General features: G+C 62.4%; 13 protein-coding genes. 8 read left to right on the top strand and 5 right to left on the bottom strand.

Features of this window, described 5'->3' with window-relative positions; translation table 11 throughout:
- The first annotated feature begins 24 nt into the window (after positions 1-24).
- The 3 genes from hemH (at position 25) to OS035_RS15515 (ending at position 2,703) form a co-directional block, all read left to right on the top strand.
- Positions 25-1,059: a ferrochelatase gene (gene hemH / locus OS035_RS15525; protein ID WP_097628758.1), complete on the top strand. Its 1,035-nt coding sequence runs from the start codon at positions 25-27 to the stop codon at positions 1,057-1,059.
- A gap of 147 nt (positions 1,060-1,206) precedes the next feature.
- Positions 1,207-2,244 carry an SPFH domain-containing protein gene (locus tag OS035_RS15520; RefSeq protein WP_097628757.1) on the top strand — a complete coding sequence of 346 codons (1,038 nt, stop codon included), beginning with the start codon at positions 1,207-1,209 and terminating at the stop codon, positions 2,242-2,244.
- Between the two features lie 3 nt (positions 2,245-2,247).
- A complete protein-coding gene (locus OS035_RS15515; protein ID WP_097628756.1) occupies positions 2,248-2,703 on the top strand; it encodes an NfeD family protein in 456 nt (151 codons plus the stop codon).
- 28 nt (positions 2,704-2,731) lie between these two features.
- On the opposite strand, the gene OS035_RS15510 is transcribed toward OS035_RS15515, so the two are convergent.
- A complete protein-coding gene (locus OS035_RS15510) occupies positions 2,732-3,727 on the bottom strand; it encodes a KpsF/GutQ family sugar-phosphate isomerase (RefSeq protein ID WP_097628755.1) in 996 nt (331 codons plus the stop codon).
- 143 nt (positions 3,728-3,870) lie between these two features.
- Between OS035_RS15510 and OS035_RS15505 the strand changes: the two genes are divergently transcribed.
- Complete coding sequence (locus tag OS035_RS15505) at positions 3,871-5,409, top strand: outer membrane beta-barrel protein (protein WP_097628754.1); 1,539 nt, start codon at positions 3,871-3,873, stop codon at positions 5,407-5,409.
- A 115-nt stretch (positions 5,410-5,524) separates the two neighbouring features.
- Here the strand turns inward: OS035_RS15505 and galU are convergent, their stop codons facing one another.
- Positions 5,525-6,412, bottom strand: a complete 888-nt coding sequence (gene galU / locus OS035_RS15500) for a UTP--glucose-1-phosphate uridylyltransferase GalU (RefSeq protein WP_097628753.1) — start codon at positions 6,410-6,412, stop codon at positions 5,525-5,527.
- Positions 6,413-6,616: 204 nt separating this feature from the next.
- Here galU and OS035_RS15495 point away from each other — a divergent pair, with 204 nt between their 5' ends.
- Together OS035_RS15495 and OS035_RS15490 are read left to right on the top strand one after the other, a co-directional pair.
- The gene (locus OS035_RS15495; protein ID WP_097628752.1) at positions 6,617-7,840 is read left to right on the top strand and encodes a lytic murein transglycosylase; all 1,224 of its coding nucleotides are present in this window, start codon (positions 6,617-6,619) and stop codon (positions 7,838-7,840) included.
- An 86-nt stretch (positions 7,841-7,926) separates the two neighbouring features.
- On the top strand, positions 7,927-9,138 hold the full coding sequence (locus OS035_RS15490; protein WP_097628751.1) for a DUF459 domain-containing protein: 1,212 nt from the start codon (positions 7,927-7,929) through the stop codon (positions 9,136-9,138).
- Positions 9,139-9,327: 189 nt separating this feature from the next.
- Here OS035_RS15490 and OS035_RS15485 read toward each other — a convergent pair whose 3' ends face one another.
- Both OS035_RS15485 and gltB read right to left on the bottom strand, forming a co-directional pair.
- Positions 9,328-10,782 (bottom strand): glutamate synthase subunit beta, encoded by a 1,455-nt coding sequence (locus OS035_RS15485; protein ID WP_097628750.1) that lies wholly within the window; start codon positions 10,780-10,782, stop codon positions 9,328-9,330.
- A gap of 226 nt (positions 10,783-11,008) precedes the next feature.
- On the bottom strand, positions 11,009-15,733 hold the full coding sequence (gene gltB / locus OS035_RS15480) for a glutamate synthase large subunit (protein WP_179867170.1): 4,725 nt from the start codon (positions 15,731-15,733) through the stop codon (positions 11,009-11,011).
- A gap of 537 nt (positions 15,734-16,270) precedes the next feature.
- On the opposite strand from gltB, the gene OS035_RS15475 reads away from it, so the two are divergent.
- Complete coding sequence (locus OS035_RS15475; RefSeq protein WP_003585809.1) at positions 16,271-17,323, top strand: threonine aldolase family protein; 1,053 nt, start codon at positions 16,271-16,273, stop codon at positions 17,321-17,323.
- Between the two features lie 46 nt (positions 17,324-17,369).
- On the opposite strand, the gene OS035_RS15470 is transcribed toward OS035_RS15475, so the two are convergent.
- On the bottom strand, positions 17,370-18,224 hold the full coding sequence (locus OS035_RS15470; RefSeq protein WP_183778627.1) for a LysR family transcriptional regulator: 855 nt from the start codon (positions 18,222-18,224) through the stop codon (positions 17,370-17,372).
- A gap of 89 nt (positions 18,225-18,313) precedes the next feature.
- Between OS035_RS15470 and OS035_RS15465 the strand changes: the two genes are divergently transcribed.
- The gene (locus OS035_RS15465; RefSeq protein WP_183778625.1) at positions 18,314-19,318 is read left to right on the top strand and encodes a bile acid:sodium symporter family protein; all 1,005 of its coding nucleotides are present in this window, start codon (positions 18,314-18,316) and stop codon (positions 19,316-19,318) included.
- The last annotated feature ends 54 nt before the right edge of the window (positions 19,319-19,372 follow it).

Here is a 19,372-nt window from a genome sequence, read left to right as displayed (position 1 = left end):
AGACAAAAGAGCGTTGGGACCAGAATGACAGCAGATACTTCACTCCGCCCGGCAGACCATCCGGCCGTCAAGTCAGGCAAGGTCGGCGTCCTGCTGGTGAATCTCGGCACGCCCGATGGCACCGATTACACGTCGATGCGCCGCTATCTCCGGGAGTTCCTGACCGATCGCCGCGTCATCGAATGGTCGCCCTGGAAGTGGTATCCGATCCTATTCGGCATCGTGCTCAACACCCGCCCGCAGAAGGTCGGCAAGGCCTATGAGCTGATCTGGAACAAGGAGAAGAACGAAAGTTATCTCCGCACCTATACGCGCAACCAGTCCGAGCTGATGGCCGAGCGCCTGAAGGACCTGGCGACGGTCAAAGTGGATTGGGCGATGCGCTACGGCACGCCGTCGATCGCCTCGCGCATCGAGGCGCTGAAGCAGGAAGGCTGCGACCGTATCGTGCTCTTCCCGCTTTATCCGCAATATGCGGCGGCAACGACCGCCACCGTCAACGACAAGGCGTTCCAGAAGCTGCTTTCAATGCGCTGGCAGCCGGCATTGCGCACCGTGCCCGACTATCATGACGACGAGACCTATATCGAAGCGCTCGCAAACTCCGTCGAAAGGCATCTTGCGACGCTCGACTGGAAACCGGACATGTTGCTTGCTTCCTTCCACGGCATTCCGATGTCCTATTTCAAGCAGGGCGATCCCTATTACTGTCAATGCCAGAAGACCGGCCGGCTGCTGCGCGAGCGGCTGGGGCTGACGAAGGAAAATTTCATGGTTACCTTCCAGTCCCGCTTCGGGCCGGAGGAATGGCTGCAACCCTATACCGACAAGACGGTAGAGAAGCTCGCCCAGGACGGCGTCAAGCGCATCGCCGTCATCAATCCGGGCTTCGTCTCCGACTGTCTGGAAACGCTGGAAGAGATCGCCGAACAGGCGGCCCATTCCTTCCACGAGAATGGCGGCGAGAAGTTCGCACATATCCCCTGCCTCAACGACGGCGAGGACGGCATGAAGGTGCTGGAAAAGGTCGTCCGCCGCGAATTGCAGGGCTGGATCTGAGAGATCCCACCCTGAAAAATCCGCCCTGACTCATCCTTCTTTTCCTTGGAGACGGGACCTTCGTGGGTCATTTCTTCCTCGCAAAGAACATGCTACCTCACCACATCAGTTGTGAGGCGCGCATGCATGCGCCGATAGGAGGAATTCATGCTGTTCGGCGGCTTCGACATCGTCGTGATCGTGCTGGTCATCTTCGTCATCCTGGTACTCTTTGCCGGGATCAAGACCGTGCCGCAGGGCTATCGCTATACGATCGAGCGCTTCGGCCGCTACACCCGCACACTGGAGCCGGGCCTCAACCTCATCACCCCCTTCATCGAGCGTGTCGGCGCCCGGATGAACGTGATGGAGCAGGTGCTGAACGTGCCGACCCAGGAGGTGATCACCAAGGACAATGCCTCGGTTTCGGCCGATGCCGTCGCCTTCTATCAAGTGTTGAACGCTGCCCAATCCGCCTATCAGGTCGCCAATCTTGAAAACGCCATTCTCAATCTGACCATGACCAATATTCGCTCGGTCATGGGCTCGATGGATCTCGACGAACTGCTTTCCAACCGCGATGCGATCAACGACCGGTTGCTGCGCGTCGTCGACGAGGCCGTGCAGCCCTGGGGCATCAAGGTCACCCGCGTCGAAATCAAGGACATCCAGCCGCCGCGAGACCTCGTCGATGCGATGGCCCGGCAGATGAAGGCCGAGCGCGAAAAACGCGCGCAGGTACTGGAAGCCGAAGGCTCACGCAACGCACAGATCCTCAGGGCCGAAGGCGCCAAGCAATCCGCCATTCTCCAGGCCGAAGGCCAGCGCGAGGCCGCCTTCCGCAATGCTGAGGCCCGGGAGCGCCTGGCCGAGGCCGAAGCCAAGGCGACGAAGATGGTTTCCGAAGCGATTGCCGCCGGCGACATTCAGGCAATCAACTATTTCGTCGCGCAAAAATACACCGAGGCACTCACCTCGATCGGTTCGGCATCCAATTCCAAGATCGTGATGATGCCGATGGAAGCCTCTTCCATCCTGAGCTCGCTCGGCGGCATCGGCGCCATCGCCCGCGAAGTGTTCGGCGATGCCGGCAACAGCCCGGCAACGCCGCCACCCGTGCCGCGTCCCCGCCCGGCGCCGGTGCGCTCGACGCCGCCGATCAACCCGTCGACCCCCAATCCTTTCAATCCCGATCAGGAGCGCTAAGCCATGCTGGCGAAGATCGTCGCCGAACTTGGTGCATGGAGTTGGTGGGTCGCAGGCTTGGTGCTGCTCGCCGCGGAAATGATCGTGCCAGGCTTCTTCCTGGTCTGGATCGGCCTTGCCGCCTTGATCGTCGGCGCGCTGTCGCTCATCTTCTGGGACAGCGCTTTCTGGGTCTGGGAACTGCAGGCGATCCTTTTTGCGCTGCTTGCCGTCGCCACGACCTTCGCCGGCCGCCGGCTGACGCTGCGCAATTCGACGACCGACGAGCCCTTCCTCAATCAGCGCGGCGCGAGCCTCGTCGGCCGCACGGCGACGCTGCACGAACCGATCCGCGAGGGCCGCGGCCGCATCCGCCTCGACGATACGCTATGGCAGGTGATGGGACCCGACCTGCCGGCGGGAACGCAGGTGAAGGTGGTGTCGAGCAACGGCCGCGACCTGACAGTCGAGCCCGTCTGATGGATCAGCTCTGATCAGATGACCCTGATCAGGCGACGCCGATCCGCAGCAGATCGTGGAAATGCACCAGTCCGACCGGCCTGTGGTCGTCGTCGATGACGATCAGCGCGCCGATGTGATGCTGGTTGAGCAGCGCCAGCGCAGCGGTCGCCAGCATCGTCGGCTTCACCGTCTTCGGCGTCCGCGTCATGATGTCGTCGACGGCAAGCTCTGAAAGATTGCGGGTCAGGTTGCGCGCCATGTCGCCTTCGGTGACGATGCCACAGAGCCGCCCATCCCCGTCGAGCACGCCGACGCAGCCGAAATGCTTGCGCGACAGCACCGTGATCGCCTCCGGCATCGCCGTGCCCTTGGCCACGAGCGGCAGCCGCTCGCCGGTATGCATGATATCCGCGACATGCATCAGGCTCGCACCCAGCTTGCCGCCGGGATGGAAAACGTGGAAATCCGTGGCGGTAAAGCCGCGCGCCTCCAACAGCGCCACGGCCAGCGCATCACCGATCGCAAGCTGCATCAGTGTCGAGGTCGTCGGCGCCAGCCCATTCGGGCAGGCCTCCTGCTCGTTCGGCACGAGAAGGACGATATCGGCGGCTGTTGCAAGCGAGGAACGGTCGCTGCAAGTGATCGCGATCAGCGGAATGGAGAACCGCCGCGTGAAGGAAATGATGCTCTTAAGCTCGGCGCTCTCGCCGCCTTTGGAAATCGCCAACACGACGTCGTCGGTCGCGATCATACCCAGATCGCCATGATTGGCCTCCGCCGCATGCACGAAAAAGGCAGGAGTCCCCGTTGAAGCGAACGTCGCCGCGAGCTTGGCGCCGATATGCCCGCTTTTGCCGACGCCGGTGACGATGACACGCCCGGAGATATCTCCGATGGTTTCGACGGCGCGGGTGAAAGGACCGGCCAATCCATTGTCGAAGGCCTGTTCGAGCGCTTCAAGGCCGCGTCTTTCGGTCTCTATCGTGCGTTTTGCCGATTCGAGCACGCTGTTTTCAACGAGGTTTATCGCTCTTCTGTTCATGAAGCTGCGTTAGACCTTTTCACTTTCCAAGTCCACCCCGCACTCTTTCCGAAATGTGAACGGCGCCCGCCGTCGGCAACGAATGATTAACCACGAGGCTTTACCTTTGGGTAAGAACCGAAAGCATGTCAGGCGCGAATTGCATGGGCCAGCCAAAACAGACGAGCAGAGTGACGCCGCTCCGCGCCATAAGCCGTGCCGTCTCTTTTGCTGCGTTCAGTGGCCTGCTTCTCAGCCAGACGGCAGCCCTGGCGGAGTCCGCTTCGCAACAGCCGTCAACGACGGCAAATAGCCGCTCTACGGTCTCTCAGGACAGCACCACGAACGCCGCCGCCGCTTTCGATGACGGCACCGACGATAGCGCCACGACGGCGGCAAACGGCACGACCGCAAACCCGGATGATACCGGCCAGAGGCCGGCCATACCGGATGCGCAGGCCGGCGACGACGTGACCGGCTCCATCCTCGATGAGGATATCCGCCGGCTGAACACCCGCGAAGCACCGATCGACGAAACACTGCCGCGGCGGCGGGCTGCCGAAAGCGCCTCGACGGCCGAAACGCCGGGCATTCCGATCGGCACCTTCGTGCTCCGCCCGAGCGTCACCCAGAGCATCAACACCGAGACCACCAAGGACGGCAGCACCACGCAACGGCGCGCCTTCCTCGAAACCGATGCAGCCGCGACGCTCACCTCCGGCTGGGGCCGGCATCAGCTGAGCGTCACCTCGGAGGGCGCCTGGCAGCGGAATATCAGCGGCGAGGGTGAGGAGCAGCCGTCCTTCAAGGTCAACGGTGACCTCCGGCTGGATCTTCCCGACGATACGGTCGCGCATCTCACCGCCGGTTACAATTTTTATCGCGAGGATACGGACGACCCCGATGCGATCGCCGACGCCACGCAGCAGTCAGACGTGCAGGAATTTTCGGCTGGCGCTTCCGTCCAACGCGATTTCGGCGTCCTGCGCGGCACGACGGCGCTGGCACTGACCCGCTCGATCTATTCCGACGCCACGCTTGCCAATGGCACGACCGTTGAGCTCAGCGACCGCAATCAGACGACCGGCACGCTGCGCGGCCGCGTCGGTTACGAGCTGTCCCCCGCACTCATCCCCTTCATCGAGGCGACGATCGGCCGGACCCTCTATGACGAGACGCGCGATTCGGCCGGTTACGAGCGTTCGGGCCACAGCTACGGCGCCAAGGCAGGCGTCGAGGTCGACCTCGGCGAAAAGCTGAAAGGTGAAGTCGGCGTCGGCTACGAAATGGCTGATTTCGAAGACAGCCGCCTGTCGTCGATCGATACCGCGACACTCGATGCGAGCCTGCTCTGGTCCCCGATCCGCGGTACCGATGTCAATCTCGACCTGCAGACGAGCATCCAGCCCTCGACCACGGCGGGCGAAAGCGGCTACGTCTCGCACGCGCTGACGACGACGGTCACCCACCAGCTGCGCGACAATCTGGTTGGCACCATGATCGGCGGCGTGACGTGGCGCGACTATCCCACCGACAGCACCATCAACGACGAACTCGTCTATACCGCGGCGACCGGGCTGACCTGGAACATCAACCGCTATCTCGATTTGACCAGCACGCTCGGCTACGAGCTGACCGCGCGCAAGGAAGGCACCGATTCGCAGCAATGGCGCGCCGGCGTTGGTCTCAAGCTGAAACGCTAAGCCTGACGCCGAAAAGTGTCAGCGGTTTCGGCATCAGGGTACAACACTTGATAAAAAGCGCCGCGCATCCGATGGGAGGCGCGGCGCTCTAACATTGATATAATGTGCGGAAAACTTACCTCAGGCCGGCAAGCAATTCCTTGAAGCCGCCTTCGACGGTCGGGCGGATATCGGCGCGTTCAAGAGCGTAGGCGACGTTGGCCAGAATGAAGCCGTCCTTGGCGCCGCAGTCATAGGTCGTGCCGCGGAAGTGATAACCGGCGAAATCCTGTTCCTTCAGCAGCTTCAGCATGCCGTCGGTGAGCTGGATCTCATTGCCGGCGCCGCGCTCCTGGGTTTCGAGGATCCGAAAAATCTCCGGCTGCAGGATGTAGCGGCCGTTGATGAAGAAGTTGGAAGGCGCCGTTCCCTTGGCGGGCTTTTCCACCATGCCGGTGATTCGGAAGCCCTCGCCGATCGCTTCGCCGACACCGACGATGCCATATTTATGGGCCTGGTCGGGCGCACATTCTTCGACGGCGATGATATTGCCGCCGCTCTGGCCGTAAAGGTCGATCATGCCCTTCATGCAACCCTTGTCGCCCTTCATGATCATATCGGGCAGCAGCAGCGCGAACGGCTCGTCGCCGACGATCTCGCGGGCGCACCAGACCGCGTGGCCGAGGCCGAGCGGCTCCTGCTGGCGGGTGAAGCTCACCGTGCCGGCCTTCGGCAATTGCTGGGCTAGAAGAGTGATCTCGGCCTTCTTGGCACGCTCCTTGAGCGTCTGCTCCAGCTCGAAATGGATGTCGAAATAATCTTCGATGACGTGCTTGTTGCGCCCGGTGACGAAAACCAGATGTTCGATCCCGGCCTCGATCGCCTCATCGACGACATATTGAATGATTGGCTTGTCGACGACGGTCAACATTTCCTTCGGAACAGCCTTGGTTGCAGGCAGGAATCGCGTTCCCAACCCGGCAACCGGAAATACTGCTTTACGAACTTTGTTGTGTTGAGCCACACCCGGCCTCCTGCTTCGATCATATCGCTTTGGAAATGGAGCTTTTTAGCTTTAACTAGTATAGAATTGCTACTGTTTTGCAAATGGTGACCGCAGCGGATCGCCATGGTAAAGAATTTGTTGACTCCGTTCCTGTAGTCTCGGGTCTGGGCGGACATGATGCCCCGTTGCGCCAGAAACTGAAGATGACGGATACGACTGTCGATGACCCAGAATCACAAATACTCCCTTCGTGGTCTTGCTCTCGCCTTCATTGTCGCCGCCCAGGTGGGGCTGGTCCCCGACAACGCGAAAGCCGATTCCCGGTTCCAGAAATGGATCGCGGATTTTTACCAAACAGCCGCTCAGAGTGGCATCAGTAAGGCAACTTATCAAAAGGCCTTTTCCGGGGTGAGCGAGCCCGATCCGACCGTGCTCGAGAAGGCGGCCTACCAGCCGGAATTCACTTCGAAAATCTGGGACTACGTCGATTCCCGCGTCAATCCCTATACGGTCAAGATCGGCCGCGAGATGGCCGCCAAGCACGCCAGGACGCTGGCTGCGATCGAACAGCGATTCGGCGTCGACAAGACCATTCTGCTTGCCATCTGGTCGATGGAATCGAATTACGGCGCCATCCTTGATAAGGACGACCGGCTGCATTACGTGCCGCGCGCTCTGGCAACGCTCGGTTACGCCGATCCGAGCCGCGCCAAATTCGCCAAGAAGCAGCTGATCGCTGCGCTGAAAATCCTGCAGAACGGCGACGTGCCGGCACGCGAGATGACCGGCTCCTGGGCCGGCGCCATGGGCCACACCCAGTTCATTCCGACAAGCTACCTGCTGTATGCCGTCGATGCCGACGGCAATGGCCATCGCGACATCTGGAACTCGGTGCCCGATGCGCTGGCCACCTCGGCCAATCTGCTGATGAAGAACGGCTGGGACACCGGTAAGACCTGGGGCTACGAGGTTGTCGTTCCCGCTGCAGCCGCCAAGCAGATCGGCAAGACCCATACGCTCGCCCAATGGGCAGCCCTCGGCCTGACCCGCCCGAACGGCAAGGCCTTCCGTGAGAGCGGTACCAAGGCGGTGCTGAAAATGCCGGCTGGGCCCAGTGGCCCGGGCTTCCTGATGACCGCCAACTTCTTCACCATCAAGAACTACAATGCGTCGGACAGCTATGCACTTGCCGTCGGCCTGCTTGCCGATCAGATCGCCGGCTACGGCGGCATGCAACAGCGCTGGCCGCGCCCGGACGGCGCCCTCGACATCACAGAGAAATTCGAGCTGCAGACCCGTCTGAAGACGCTCGGTTATTACAATGGCGAGGTCGACGGCAATTTCGGCTCGGGTTCGAAAGCGGCGATATCGGCGGTGCAGTCTCGCATCGGCATGCAGCCGGACGGCGAGCCCTCATTGCCGCTTCTGAACGCCCTTCGTCGCTAGAAGCGGCGGAATCGTGACCTAGATAAGAGCGGGTGTGGACGCTGGCCTGTCCTGCGTGCAAGGTGCCGGCAGATGCGGAACTGCCCATGACGAAGAAAACTGACCGGACCCCAATCCGTTGGATCGCGCTCGCCCTGGCGGCGGTTTCGCTATGCCTTGGCGCGCTTGCGCCAGTGCATATGGCGGAAGCCCAGGAGCAGCGCTACCAGCGCCGCTCGATCCTCGATTTCTTCCTCGGCCGGCGCTACCTCGACGACGGGCCGCAGGCGCCTGATGTCCCGCAGCCGAGGCGCCAGCAACGCAAGCGCCCGCCGCCGCAGAAAGCCATCGTCAACACCCGCACCGCGCCGCCGATCCGCGCGCCCGTGCAGGAGGAGCCGGTCGTGCAAAAGCTCAGCGACGCCAAGAAGATCCTGATCGTCGGCGATTTCCTGGCCAGCGGCCTCGGCGACGGCCTGACTGCGGCCTTCGAGACTTCGCCGGGGGTCGTCGTCGAAGCCCGCGGCAACGTCTCATCCGGTCTTGTCCGCGACGATTATTACGACTGGCCGGAACAGCTGCCGGCGATGATCGACGAGCTGAAGCCAGCCATGGTCGTCGTCATGATCGGCGCCAACGACCGCCAACAGATGGTGACCGATACCGCCAAGGAGAAGTTCCGCACCGACGGCTGGTTTAGCGAATACCGCCGCCGCGTCCTTTCCTTCGGCAAAGAAGTTACCGACCGCAAGATCCCGCTGCTCTGGGTCGGTCTTCCCGCCTTCGAATCCGATCAGATGACGGCCGATGCCGTCCAGATGAACCAGCTTTACCGCAACCAGGTCGAAAGCATCGGTGGCGAATTCGTCGATATCTGGGATGGTTTCGTCGATGAAAACAGCAACTTCATCGTCACCGGCTCGGATGTGAACGGCCAGCAGGTGCGCCTGCGCACCTCCGATGGCATCAACCTGACGCAGGCCGGCCGGCGCAAGCTCGCCTTCTATGTCGAAAAGCCTGCCCGCCGCATTCTCGGCACCCAGGCAAGCCCGGATTTGGTCCGCCTGGACGAAAGCAATCTGCCGGGCCTCGGCCTTCCCACCAATCCGGTCGAACACACCGTGCCGATCAGCCTCTCGGATCCCAATCTCGACGGCGGCGCCGAGCTTCTCGGCGCGAGGCCCCCGCCAATTACTTTGACCAGGTCGCCCCGCGACCTCCTGGTCGAGCAGGGCGAAATGACGCCCGCGCCGCCCGGCCGCGTCGACGATTACCGCCTGCCTGCGGCAAAGACGCCGGCTGAAGTCTCGGTGAAATGAAAAGTCGGCGCGGCAGCCTTCCGCACCGTTCCGTTTGCGTCACCGCCACCTGCGGCCAGCTTCCCAGCATTGCTTAGAGGCTTGCGTCGGATACCGGCGCGTCAAGCGGTGGCACCCAGAGCCTTTTCCCAATAAAAAACTCCGCCGGAAGGGCGGAGTTTTCTCTCGGGATCTCTATGCGGCCTGCAGTCAGTTCGGCAGAACAGTTGAGCCCATCAAGGCCTCGTCGATGGCCCGCGCCGCCTGGCGGCCTTCGCGGATTGCCCAGACCACCAGCGACTGGCCGCGGCGCACGTCGCCCGCCGTCCAGAACTTGTCGACCGACGTCTTGTAGTCGCGGTCGTTGGCGACGACATTGGTCGAGCCGCGTTTGTCGGTGTTGAGCGTCAGCTTTCCTGCGAGTTCCTTCAGCACGCTTGTTGTGAACGGGCCGCGGAAACCGATGGCGATGAAGGCCAGATCGGCGCGGATGATGAATTCCGTGCCCGGAACCGGCCGCCGGCGCTCGTCGACCTCGCAACACTTGACCCCGGTCAGCACGCCGTCTTCGCCGACGAATTCGAGTGTTGCCACTTGGAACTCGCGCACGGCGCCTTCGGCTTGCGAGGAAGAGGTGCGCATCTTCGTCGCCCAGAAGGGCCAGACGGCGAGCTTGTCTTCCTTCTCAGGCGGCTGCGGCCGGATGTCGAGCTGGGTGACCTTGACGGCGCCCTGGCGAAACGCCGTGCCGACGCAGTCCGAAGCCGTGTCGCCACCGCCGACGACGACGATATGTTTGGCGCCTGCAAGGATCGGGTCCGACGGCCAGCCGACGCTGTCGATGTTCTCGCGCCCGACACGGCGGTTCTGCTGCACCAGATAGGGCATGGCATCATGCACACCGGCAAGATCCGTGCCCGGAATGCCCGCTTCGCGCGGTGTCTCGGAGCCGCCGCAATAAAGGACGGCGTCGTGATCGGCGAGCAGTTGCTCGACCATGACGTCGACGCCGACATTGGCGCCGCAATGGAAGGTGACCCCCTCGCCCTTCATCTGCTCGACGCGGCGGTCGATGAAGTTCTTCTCCATCTTGAAGTCGGGAATGCCATAGCGCAGCAGGCCGCCCGGCTTGGTCTCGCGCTCATAGACATGCACCTCGTGGCCGGCGCGGCCGAGTTGCTGGGCAGCCGCCATGCCGGCGGGGCCGGAGCCGATCACCGCAACCTTCTTGCCGGTATGAACCGTGGCCGGCTGCGGCCGGATGAAGCCGAGCTCATAGGCCTTGTCGGCGATCGCCTGTTCGACCGTCTTGATGGCAACAGGCGCATCTTCGAGGTTCAAAGTGCAGGCTTCCTCGCAGGGCGCCGGGCAGACGCGGCCGGTGAACTCCGGGAAGTTGTTGGTCGAATGCAGGTTCTGGATCGCCGCTTCCCAGTTGTTGTTGTAGACAAGGTCGTTCCAGTCGGGGATCTGGTTGTGCACAGGGCAGCCCGTCGGGCCGTGACAATAGGGGATGCCACAGTCCATGCAGCGCGCGGCCTGTTTCTGCACTTCCGGGTCCGACATCGGGATCGTGAACTCACGGAAATGGCGGATACGATCCGACGCCGGCTGGTACTTCGCCACTTGCCGGTCGATTTCCAGAAACCCTGTTACCTTACCCATATCTTCGTCCCTTACCCTCATGACCGCCTCATCCGCGGCCAATTGTCTGTCGTCAGTCCCGGCATTCCGGGCGGGTTGCTTCTCTTGACCGTCATTGGAACATATCCCCTGAAACTTCCGGGCGATCTCGACGGCCATCGGCCATCGGCGTGATCGTCACGGATCATCGAGACGTTTCCGATATTCGCCACCTGCAATCAGCACGTGGCGAATATCCCGGTGCAATTCACTCGGCAGCGATGCCCATCCGGCTGCGCTCCATTTCCTCGAGCGCACGACGGTATTCGACCGGCATGACCTTACGGAACTTCGGGCGGTAGTCGGCCCAGCTGTCGAGGATCTGCTTGGCGCGGGTGGAGCCCGTATAGTGCAGATGGTTGGAGATCAGCTGGTAAAGGCGCTCCTCGTCATGGCGGGTCATGTCGCCCGAGACGTCGACGCGTCCCTTGTGCATGAGATCGCCGCCGTGATGATGCAGCTTCTCCAGCATGTCGTCCTCCTCCGGCACCGGCTCGAGTTCGACCATCGCCATATTGCAGCGGCTGGCGAAATCGCCGGTTTCGTCGAGCACATAGGCGACACCGCCGGACATGCCGGCTGCGAAGTTGCGGCCGGTCGCGCCGAGCACAACGACGACGCCGCCGGTCATGTATTCGCAGCCATGGTCGCCGACACCTTCGACAATGGCGATCGCTCCCGAGTTGCGGACGGCGAACCGTTCGCCCGCCACGCCGCGGAAGTAGCATTCGCCCTCGGTCGCGCCGTAAAGCACGGTGTTGCCGACGATGATCGAGTTCTCGGCGACGATCCGCGAATTTTCCGGCGGCCGGATGATGATCTTGCCGCCCGAAAGCCCCTTGCCGACATAGTCGTTGCCATCGCCGATCAGGTTGAAGGTGATGCCGCGCGCCAGGAAGGCGCCGAAGCTCTGACCCGCCGTGCCGCGCAGCGTCACATTGATCGTGTCTTCCTTCAGCCCGCGATGGCGGTAACGCTTGGCGACCTCGCCGGACAGCATCGCACCTGCCGAACGGTCGACGTTCTTGATGCCGACCTCGAAGGCGACGGGCGTCTTGTCGGTCAGCGCCGGCTCAGCCTGCGCAATCAGCGCGCGGTCGAGAATATCGTCGATCGGGTGCTGCTGCCGGCTCGTCCAGAAAGTCTCTTCCTTGGCGGCATCGACCTTGTGGAAGATGCGGCTGAAGTCGAGCCCCTTGGCCTTCCAATGCGCCAGCATCTCGTCCTTCTCCAGCAGCTCCGAGGCACCGATGATCTCGTCGAGCCGGGTGACCCCGAGCGAGGCGAGAATTTCGCGCACTTCGTTGGCAACGAAGAAGAAGTAGTTGATGACATGCTCCGGCGTGCCCTTGAAGCGCTTGCGCAGCACCGGATCCTGGGTCGCCACGCCGACCGGACAGGTGTTGAGATGGCACTTGCGCATCATGATGCAGCCGGCGGCGATCAGCGGCGCGGTGGCGAAGCCGAATTCGTCGGCGCCGAGCAGCGCCCCGATGATGACATCGCGGCCGGTCTTCAGGCCGCCGTCCACCTGCAGTGCAATACGCGACCGCAGGCCGTTCAGCACCAGCGTCTGCTGGGTTTCGGCAAGGCCGATCTCCCAGGGGCTGCCGGCATGCTTGAGCGAGGTCAGCGGCGACGCACCCGTGCCGCCGTCGAAGCCGGCGACCGTAATATGGTCTGCGCGCGCCTTGGCGACGCCGGCGGCAACCGTGCCGACGCCGACTTCGGAGACCAGCTTGACCGAGACATCGGAGGTCGGGTTGACGTTCTTCAGATCGTAGATCAGCTGCGCCAGATCCTCGATCGAATAGATATCGTGGTGCGGCGGCGGCGAGATCAGGCCGACGCCCGGCGTCGAGTGACGGGTCTTGGCGACCGTCGCATCGACCTTGTGACCGGGCAGCTGGCCGCCTTCGCCGGGCTTGGCGCCCTGCGCCACCTTGATCTGCAGCACGTCGGCGTTGACCAGGTATTCGGTCGTGACGCCGAAGCGGCCCGACGCGATCTGCTTGATTGCCGATCGTTCCGGGTTGCTCGAACCATCGGAGAGCGGCATGTAGCGGTCGGATTCCTCGCCGCCCTCGCCGGTGTTCGACTTGCCGCCGATCCGGTTCATGGCAATCGCCAGCGTCGTATGCGCCTCGCGGGAGATCGAGCCGAAGGACATCGCCCCGGTCGAGAAGCGCTTGACGATATCGGCCGCCGGCTCGACCTCGTCGATCGACACCGGCTTGCGGCCGAGCGCCTCGGCGCTCTTGATGTTGAATAGCCCGCGGATCGTGTTCATCCGCAGCGCCGAATCGTTGACCATCTCGGAGAATTCGCGGTAGCGGTCCTCGGCATTGCCGCGCACGGCATGCTGCAGGGCGGCAACCGCATCCGGCGTCCAGGCATGGCTTTCGCCGCGCATGCGGTAGGCGTATTCGCCGCCGATATCGAGCGTCGTCGCCAGCAGCGGATCGGTGCCGAAGGCTGCGTTATGGCGCGCGACGGTCTCTTCGGCGATCGCCTCAAGGCCGATGCCTTCGATCATCGTCGCGGTGCCGAAGAAATACTTGTCGACAAGTTCCGACGACAGGCCGATCGCATCGAAGATTTGCGCGCCGCAATAGGACTGATAGGTCGAAATGCCCATCTTCGACATGACCTTGAGGATGCCTTTGCCGACCGCCTTGATGTAGCGGTAGACGACCTCGGAAGCATCCACTTCCTTCGGGAACTCACCCTTGGCATGCATATCGAGCAGCGTGTCGAAGGCAAGATAGGGGTTGATCGCTTCGGCGCCGTAGCCGGCGAGCAGGCAGAAATGATGCACTTCACGCGGTTCGCCGGTCTCGACGACGAGACCGACCGAGGTGCGAAGCCCCTTTCGGATCAGGTGATGGTGCACGGCCGCCGTTGCCAGCAGCGCCGGAATGGCAATCCGATCTGGCCCGATCTGGCGGTCGGAGAGCACGATGATGTTGTAGCCGCCCTTGACGGCCGCTTCCGCGCGCTCGCAGAGCCGGTCGAGCATCTCAGGCATGCCCGCCGCGCCGCGCTCGATGTCATAGGTGAAATCGAGCGTCTTGGTGTCGAAACGGTCCTCGGTATGGCCGATCGAGCGAATCTTTTCGAGGTCGCCATTGGTCAGAATCGGCTGACGCACTTCGAGCCGCTTGGCGTTCGCCATGCCTTCGTGGTCGAGAATATTCGGCCGCGGGCCGATGAAGGAGACGAGGCTCATGACCAGTTCCTCGCGGATCGGGTCGATCGGCGGGTTCGTCACCTGCGCGAAGTTCTGCTTGAAATAGGTGTAGAGCAGCTTCGGCTTTTCCGACATCGCCGAGATCGGCGTGTCCGTGCCCATCGAGCCGATCGCCTCCTGGCCCGTCGTCGCCATTGGCGACATCAGGATGCGGGTATCTTCGAGCGTGTAGCCGAAGGCCTGCTGACGGTCGAGCAGCGACACGTCGCGGCGCAGCGCCCGCGGCTCCACCGGCTTCAGTTCTTCGAGGATCAGCTGGGTGCGGCCGAGCCAGCTGCGATAGGGATGCGCCGTCGCAAGCTTCGACTTCACCTCGTCGTCGGAGATGATGCGGCCTTCTTCCATATCGATCAGCAGCATCTTGCCGGGCTGCAGACGCCACTTCTGGATGATCTTCTCCTCCGGAACCGGCAAGACCCCGGCTTCCGACGCCATGATGACACGGTCGTCATCGGTGACGAGGTAGCGCGCCGGCCGCAGGCCGTTGCGGTCGAGCGTCGCGCCGATCTGCTTGCCGTCGGTGAAGGCAACGGCAGCCGGTCCGTCCCAGGGCTCCATCAGCGCGGCGTGATATTCGTAGAAGGCCTTGCGTTCTGGAGCCATCGACTGATTGCCGGCCCAGGCCTCCGGGATCAGCATCATCACGGCATGCGCCATCGAATAACCGCCGCGCACGAGGAATTCGAGCGCATTGTCGAAACAGGCCGTGTCGGACTGTCCTTCATAGGAGATCGGCCAGAGCTTGGAGATATCCTCGCCGAATAGCGGCGAGGAGACCGAGGCCTGGCGCGCCGCCATCCAGTTGACGTTGCCGCGCAGCGTGTTGATTTCGCCGTTGTGGGCGACCATGCGGTAGGGATGCGCGAGCTTCCACGACGGGAAGGTGTTGGTCGAGAAACGCTGGTGCACCAGGGCGACCGCGCTTTCGAAACGCGGGTCCGTCAGATCCTTGTAATAGGCGCCGACCTGATAGGCCAGGAACATGCCCTTGTAGACCACCGTCCCCGACGACAGCGACACCGGATAGAAATTGCTCTCTTCGCCGTCGAACTCGTCATAGATGCGATTGGAGATCACCTTGCGCAGGGTGAACAGCCGACGCTCGAACTCGTCGTTGTTTTCGGCATCCTCGCCGGCGCCGATGAAGACCTGCACGTGATGCGGCTCGGTGGCGGCAATCGCCGGCGCCTTGGACAGCGAGGAATTGTCGACCGGCACGTCACGAAAGCCGATAAGGACCTGGCCTTCCTCGGTGACGACATCCTTGATCACCTTCTTGAAGTGCTCGATCTGCTTTTCATCGCGCGGCATGAAGATGTGGCCGACGCCATATTCGCCGGCCGGCGGCAGGGTGATGCCCTGCGCGGCCATTTCCTCGCGGAAGAACCGGTCGGGGATCTGCACCAGGATGCCGGCGCCGTCGCCCATCAGCGGATCGGCCCCGACGGCGCCGCGATGCGTCAGGTTCTCGAGGATGAACAAGCCGTCCTTGACGATCTGGTGCGACTTCTGGCCCTTCATATGGGCGACGAAGCCGACGCCGCAGGCATCATGTTCGTTGCGCGGGTCGTAAAGACCTTGTTTCTTCGGCAGGCCGGAGGCGGATTTGGACATATTGGCCGTGGCGCGCACATTGGCAGCAGCGAACCGGTCAAATTCCATGGATGGCGTCTTCGTCATCATCTTTCCTCCTGTCGAAGCCCGCGGAGCCGCGGGCGGCTTTTCGTCCTGTGCCGCAACCAAAATAGGTCCGGCGCATGACAGCGCTGTTGCATGGTGAAGATCGGCCGCAGACATCTGCTTATCAAGGAAAGCAAACCGTCGCGTTCCGCGCCTGCCATTCGCCCTCCGCGCAACGCCCTTGAGGCTTGACGCTCGGAAGAACTATAGCGTGAAAAGCCGTCCGTTCCAGGGCTTTCGGCGCCTCTTCGGCCGTTCGGGCCAAAATAGGACAGCAACACTGTCCTAATTCATCTGCTCTATGCCAGAAAGCATTCGGGTCCGCAAGAGCGCGTCCTCAAAAAACGTCATTTTGCGACGGAAGATTACCGGATCGGTCGCCACTGCGAAATAAAATTACGAAAAAGATGATCATTTTGTTTATTGATTGCGTAGTTCAATTTCTGTGATGTGTCATGGGCAACAGCCTTGATCCTGTGAAGCTTTGGCGTAATCTCCGCCTCGGCCCTGCCAAACCCTTCCTTTGCATCGGTTCCCCTCATGTTCTTTGCTTCCGATAACTGGGCCGGCGCCCATAGATCCATTGCCGAACGTCTGCTGGCGGAATCGGCCGGTTTTGCCGCCGCCTATGGCGCGGGCGATCTCGACAAGAAGGTCGAGGCTCGTTTCTCCGAGGTCTTCGAGCGCGAGGTTTCGGTATTCTTCGTCGCCACCGGCACCGCCGCCAACTCACTGTCGCTGGCAAGCGTCCAGCGCCCCGGCGGTATCACCTTCTGCCATTCGGAGGCGCATGTGATCGAGGATGAATGCGGCGCGCCGGAATTTTTCTCCGGCTCCGCCCGCCTCGCCGCCGTCGACGGCGAGGCCGGCAAGATCGATCCGGCCAAGCTTTCCGCAAAAATCGCACACTTTCCGGAGGACGCCCTCCGTCAAGGACGCGCCAGCGCCGTGACCATCACCCAGGCAACCGAGATCGGCACCGTCTATTCCCTTCCCGAGATCGGCGAGATCGCCGCCATAGCAAGGAAACGTAACCTGCCGCTCCACATGGACGGCGCCCGTTTTGCCAACGCGCTGATCGCCCTTGGCGCGACGCCGGCCGAAATGACCTGGAAGCGCGGCGTCGACATGCTGTCCTTCGGCGGCACCAAGAATGGCTGCTGGTGTGCGGAAGCGATCGTCTTCTTCGATCCGGATCGCGCCCGGGAAATGCCCTTCATCCGCAAGCGCGCCGCCCAGCTCTTTTCCAAGTCGCGTTTCATCGCCGCCCAGTTCGATGCCTATTTCGAAAACGGCCTCTGGCTTGATCTCGCCCGTCATTCGAACGGCATGGCCAGCCGCCTGCGCGCCGGTATCGGCGCCAGCAACGCCGCCCGCCTTGCCTGGCCGACCGCTTCCAACGAAGTCTTCGCCGTCGTCAGCAAACATGCGGCAAAAACCGCCGAGGAAAAGGGCGCAAAATTCTACGAGTGGCCGGTCCCGGCGGCAACGCCCGAACTGGTTTCCGAGAACGAAACCCTGATCCGCCTCGTCACCAGCTTCGCGACGACGGAAGCGGACGTGGATGGCTTTCTGAAGTGCCTGGCCGCCTGACCGCCTCCGAGCCTGCCTGCCGCAGGCCTTTCGGCGACGCAGTGGCTCACGCCGACCTCAGCCCTCTCACTTTCTGCAGAATATCGTCCGAAAGGGCGGCGACCAGCGCCTGATCCGCCCCCTTGCGCGGCACCAGCACGAATTCCACGTCCTCCAGCAGCGGAAGCTTTGCCGCAGCGATCTCTTTCAGCCCCGAAGGCGCCATGCTGCGCGGCTGCACCAGCACGCCCATCCCGGCCCGCGCCGCCGCCGTCAGCCCGCTGAGGCTCCCACAGGTGCAGACGATCCGCCACGCCACGCCGTTTCGCGCCAGCGCTTCCAGCGCGATCGCCCGTGTGACGCTCGGCGGCGGAAAGGCGATCAGCGGCAAAGGGCCGGAGGCCAGCACACGTTCAGGATCGCGCGCCAGCCAGACGAGCGGTTCGCGATAGACCAGTTTTCCACGGGCATCGCCGAGCCGGCGCTTGGCGAGCACCAGATCGATTTCGCCATTGTCCTGCATCTCGTAGAGGACGCCGGATAGCGCCACCGTCAGTTCCAGATCGACGGAGGGATGCGACCGAACGAAATCCTCCAGCACGGCCGGCAGCTGGCTGGTGACGAAATCCTCCGACACGCCGAGCCGCAGGCGGCCGCGCAGGCTGTTGCCCCGAAACAGCGACTGCACCTGCCCTTCGATCGAAAGCATGCTGCGCGCATGCGACAGCAGTGCCTCGCCATCGCCTGTTAAAATGACCTTATGCGTGTCACGTGCCAGGAGCTTGCGGCCGAGTGCTGCCTCCAGCCGCTGGATGTGCTGGCTGACCGTAGACTGGCCGAGACCGAGCCTTTCCGCAGCCAGCGTGAAGCTGCCCATCTGTTCGACGGCGACGAAACTGCGCAGTTGCGAAAGGTCCAGCATGATCCAGCTTCTTGATAACTGTTATTTCTTGCATCGTGGATCATAATGGACGACAAAACAATGACTATCTGTCACGCCGCGAGACCGCCATGCGCCGCTTTTTGCCTGATACGTTTACGACCCTGCTGGTCTGCACCGTCATTCTCGCCTCGCTATTTCCGGCGAGCGGCACATTCGCAGGTTATTTCGGCATCGCCACCGATCTTGCCATCGCCGCCCTGTTCTTTCTGCACGGCGCCCGCCTTTCGCGTGATGTCGTCATAGCAGGCCTGTTGCACTGGCGCCTGCATCTCGTCATCCTGCTGACCACCTTCGGCATCTTCCCCTTGCTTGGTCTCGGCCTCGGCTTCATCCCCGACACGATCCTGCCGCAGCCGCTCTACCGCGGCATTCTCTTCCTCTGCGTGCTGCCGTCGACGGTGCAGTCGTCGATCGCCTTCACCTCGATGGCCGGCGGCAATGTGCCTGCTGCCATCTGCTCCGCCTCGGCCTCCAACATTTTCGGCATGTTCCTGACGCCGCTGCTGGTCGGCCTGCTCTTTTCCGTCGGCGGCCATGGCGGCTTTTCCTTCGACGCATTGCAGCAGATCCTGTTGCAGCTGCTTGCCCCCTTCATCGTCGGTCAAATCCTGCAGCCCTGGATCGGCGACTGGATTCGCGCCAAGAAGAAGATTTTGATGCCCGTCGACCGCGGCTCGATCCTGATGGTGGTCTATCTCGCCTTCTCGACGGCGGTGGTGGAGGGCCTGTGGCACACCTTCTCGATCACCGACATCGCCGTCGTCATTATCGCCGATATGGTTCTCCTCGGAATCGTGCTGGTGCTGACAATGTTCGGCAGCCGCCGGCTCGGCTTCAACAAGGCCGACGAGATCACCATCACCTTCTGCGGCTCGAAGAAGAGCCTTGCAAGCGGTGTGCCGATGGCAAACGTCATCTTTTCAGGCCAGTCGATCGGCGCGATCGTGCTGCCGCTGATGCTCTTCCATCAGATCCAGCTGATGGTCTGCGCCCTCATCGCCCAGAAATACGCCGCCGCCGCGGCCCGCCGCGCAACGGAAAAGGAAATAGACGAAGCCGCCAGTCCGGCCTGAACCTATTGCCGCAATAAAAAACGGCGCCCCGATCGGAGCGCCGTTTTTTTTCTT

Source organism: Rhizobium sp. 268 (assembly GCF_036571585.1).
Lineage (GTDB): Bacteria > Pseudomonadota > Alphaproteobacteria > Rhizobiales > Rhizobiaceae > Rhizobium > Rhizobium redzepovicii.
The sequence above is the reverse complement of the archived record's forward strand: the minus strand, read 5'-3'. Positions and strand labels throughout refer to the sequence as shown.

Excerpts from the sequence above, each read along its gene's own strand:
- hemH (WP_097628758.1), top strand. The coding sequence starts at position 25 with ATGACAGCAGATACTTCACTCCGCCCGGCAGACCATCCGGCCGTCAAG.
- OS035_RS15520 (WP_097628757.1), top strand. The coding sequence starts at position 1,207 with ATGCTGTTCGGCGGCTTCGACATCGTCGTGATCGTGCTGGTCATCTTC.
- OS035_RS15515 (WP_097628756.1), top strand. The coding sequence starts at position 2,248 with ATGCTGGCGAAGATCGTCGCCGAACTTGGTGCATGGAGTTGGTGGGTC.
- OS035_RS15510 (WP_097628755.1), bottom strand. The coding sequence starts at position 3,727 with ATGAACAGAAGAGCGATAAACCTCGTTGAAAACAGCGTGCTCGAATCG.
- OS035_RS15505 (WP_097628754.1), top strand. The coding sequence starts at position 3,871 with ATGGGCCAGCCAAAACAGACGAGCAGAGTGACGCCGCTCCGCGCCATA.
- OS035_RS15495 (WP_097628752.1), top strand. The coding sequence starts at position 6,617 with ATGACCCAGAATCACAAATACTCCCTTCGTGGTCTTGCTCTCGCCTTC.
- OS035_RS15490 (WP_097628751.1), top strand. The coding sequence starts at position 7,927 with ATGACGAAGAAAACTGACCGGACCCCAATCCGTTGGATCGCGCTCGCC.
- OS035_RS15485 (WP_097628750.1), bottom strand. The coding sequence starts at position 10,782 with ATGGGTAAGGTAACAGGGTTTCTGGAAATCGACCGGCAAGTGGCGAAG.
- gltB (WP_179867170.1), bottom strand. The coding sequence starts at position 15,733 with ATGATGACGAAGACGCCATCCATGGAATTTGACCGGTTCGCTGCTGCC.
- OS035_RS15475 (WP_003585809.1), top strand. The coding sequence starts at position 16,271 with ATGTTCTTTGCTTCCGATAACTGGGCCGGCGCCCATAGATCCATTGCC.
- OS035_RS15470 (WP_183778627.1), bottom strand. The coding sequence starts at position 18,224 with ATGCTGGACCTTTCGCAACTGCGCAGTTTCGTCGCCGTCGAACAGATG.
- OS035_RS15465 (WP_183778625.1), top strand. The coding sequence starts at position 18,314 with ATGCGCCGCTTTTTGCCTGATACGTTTACGACCCTGCTGGTCTGCACC.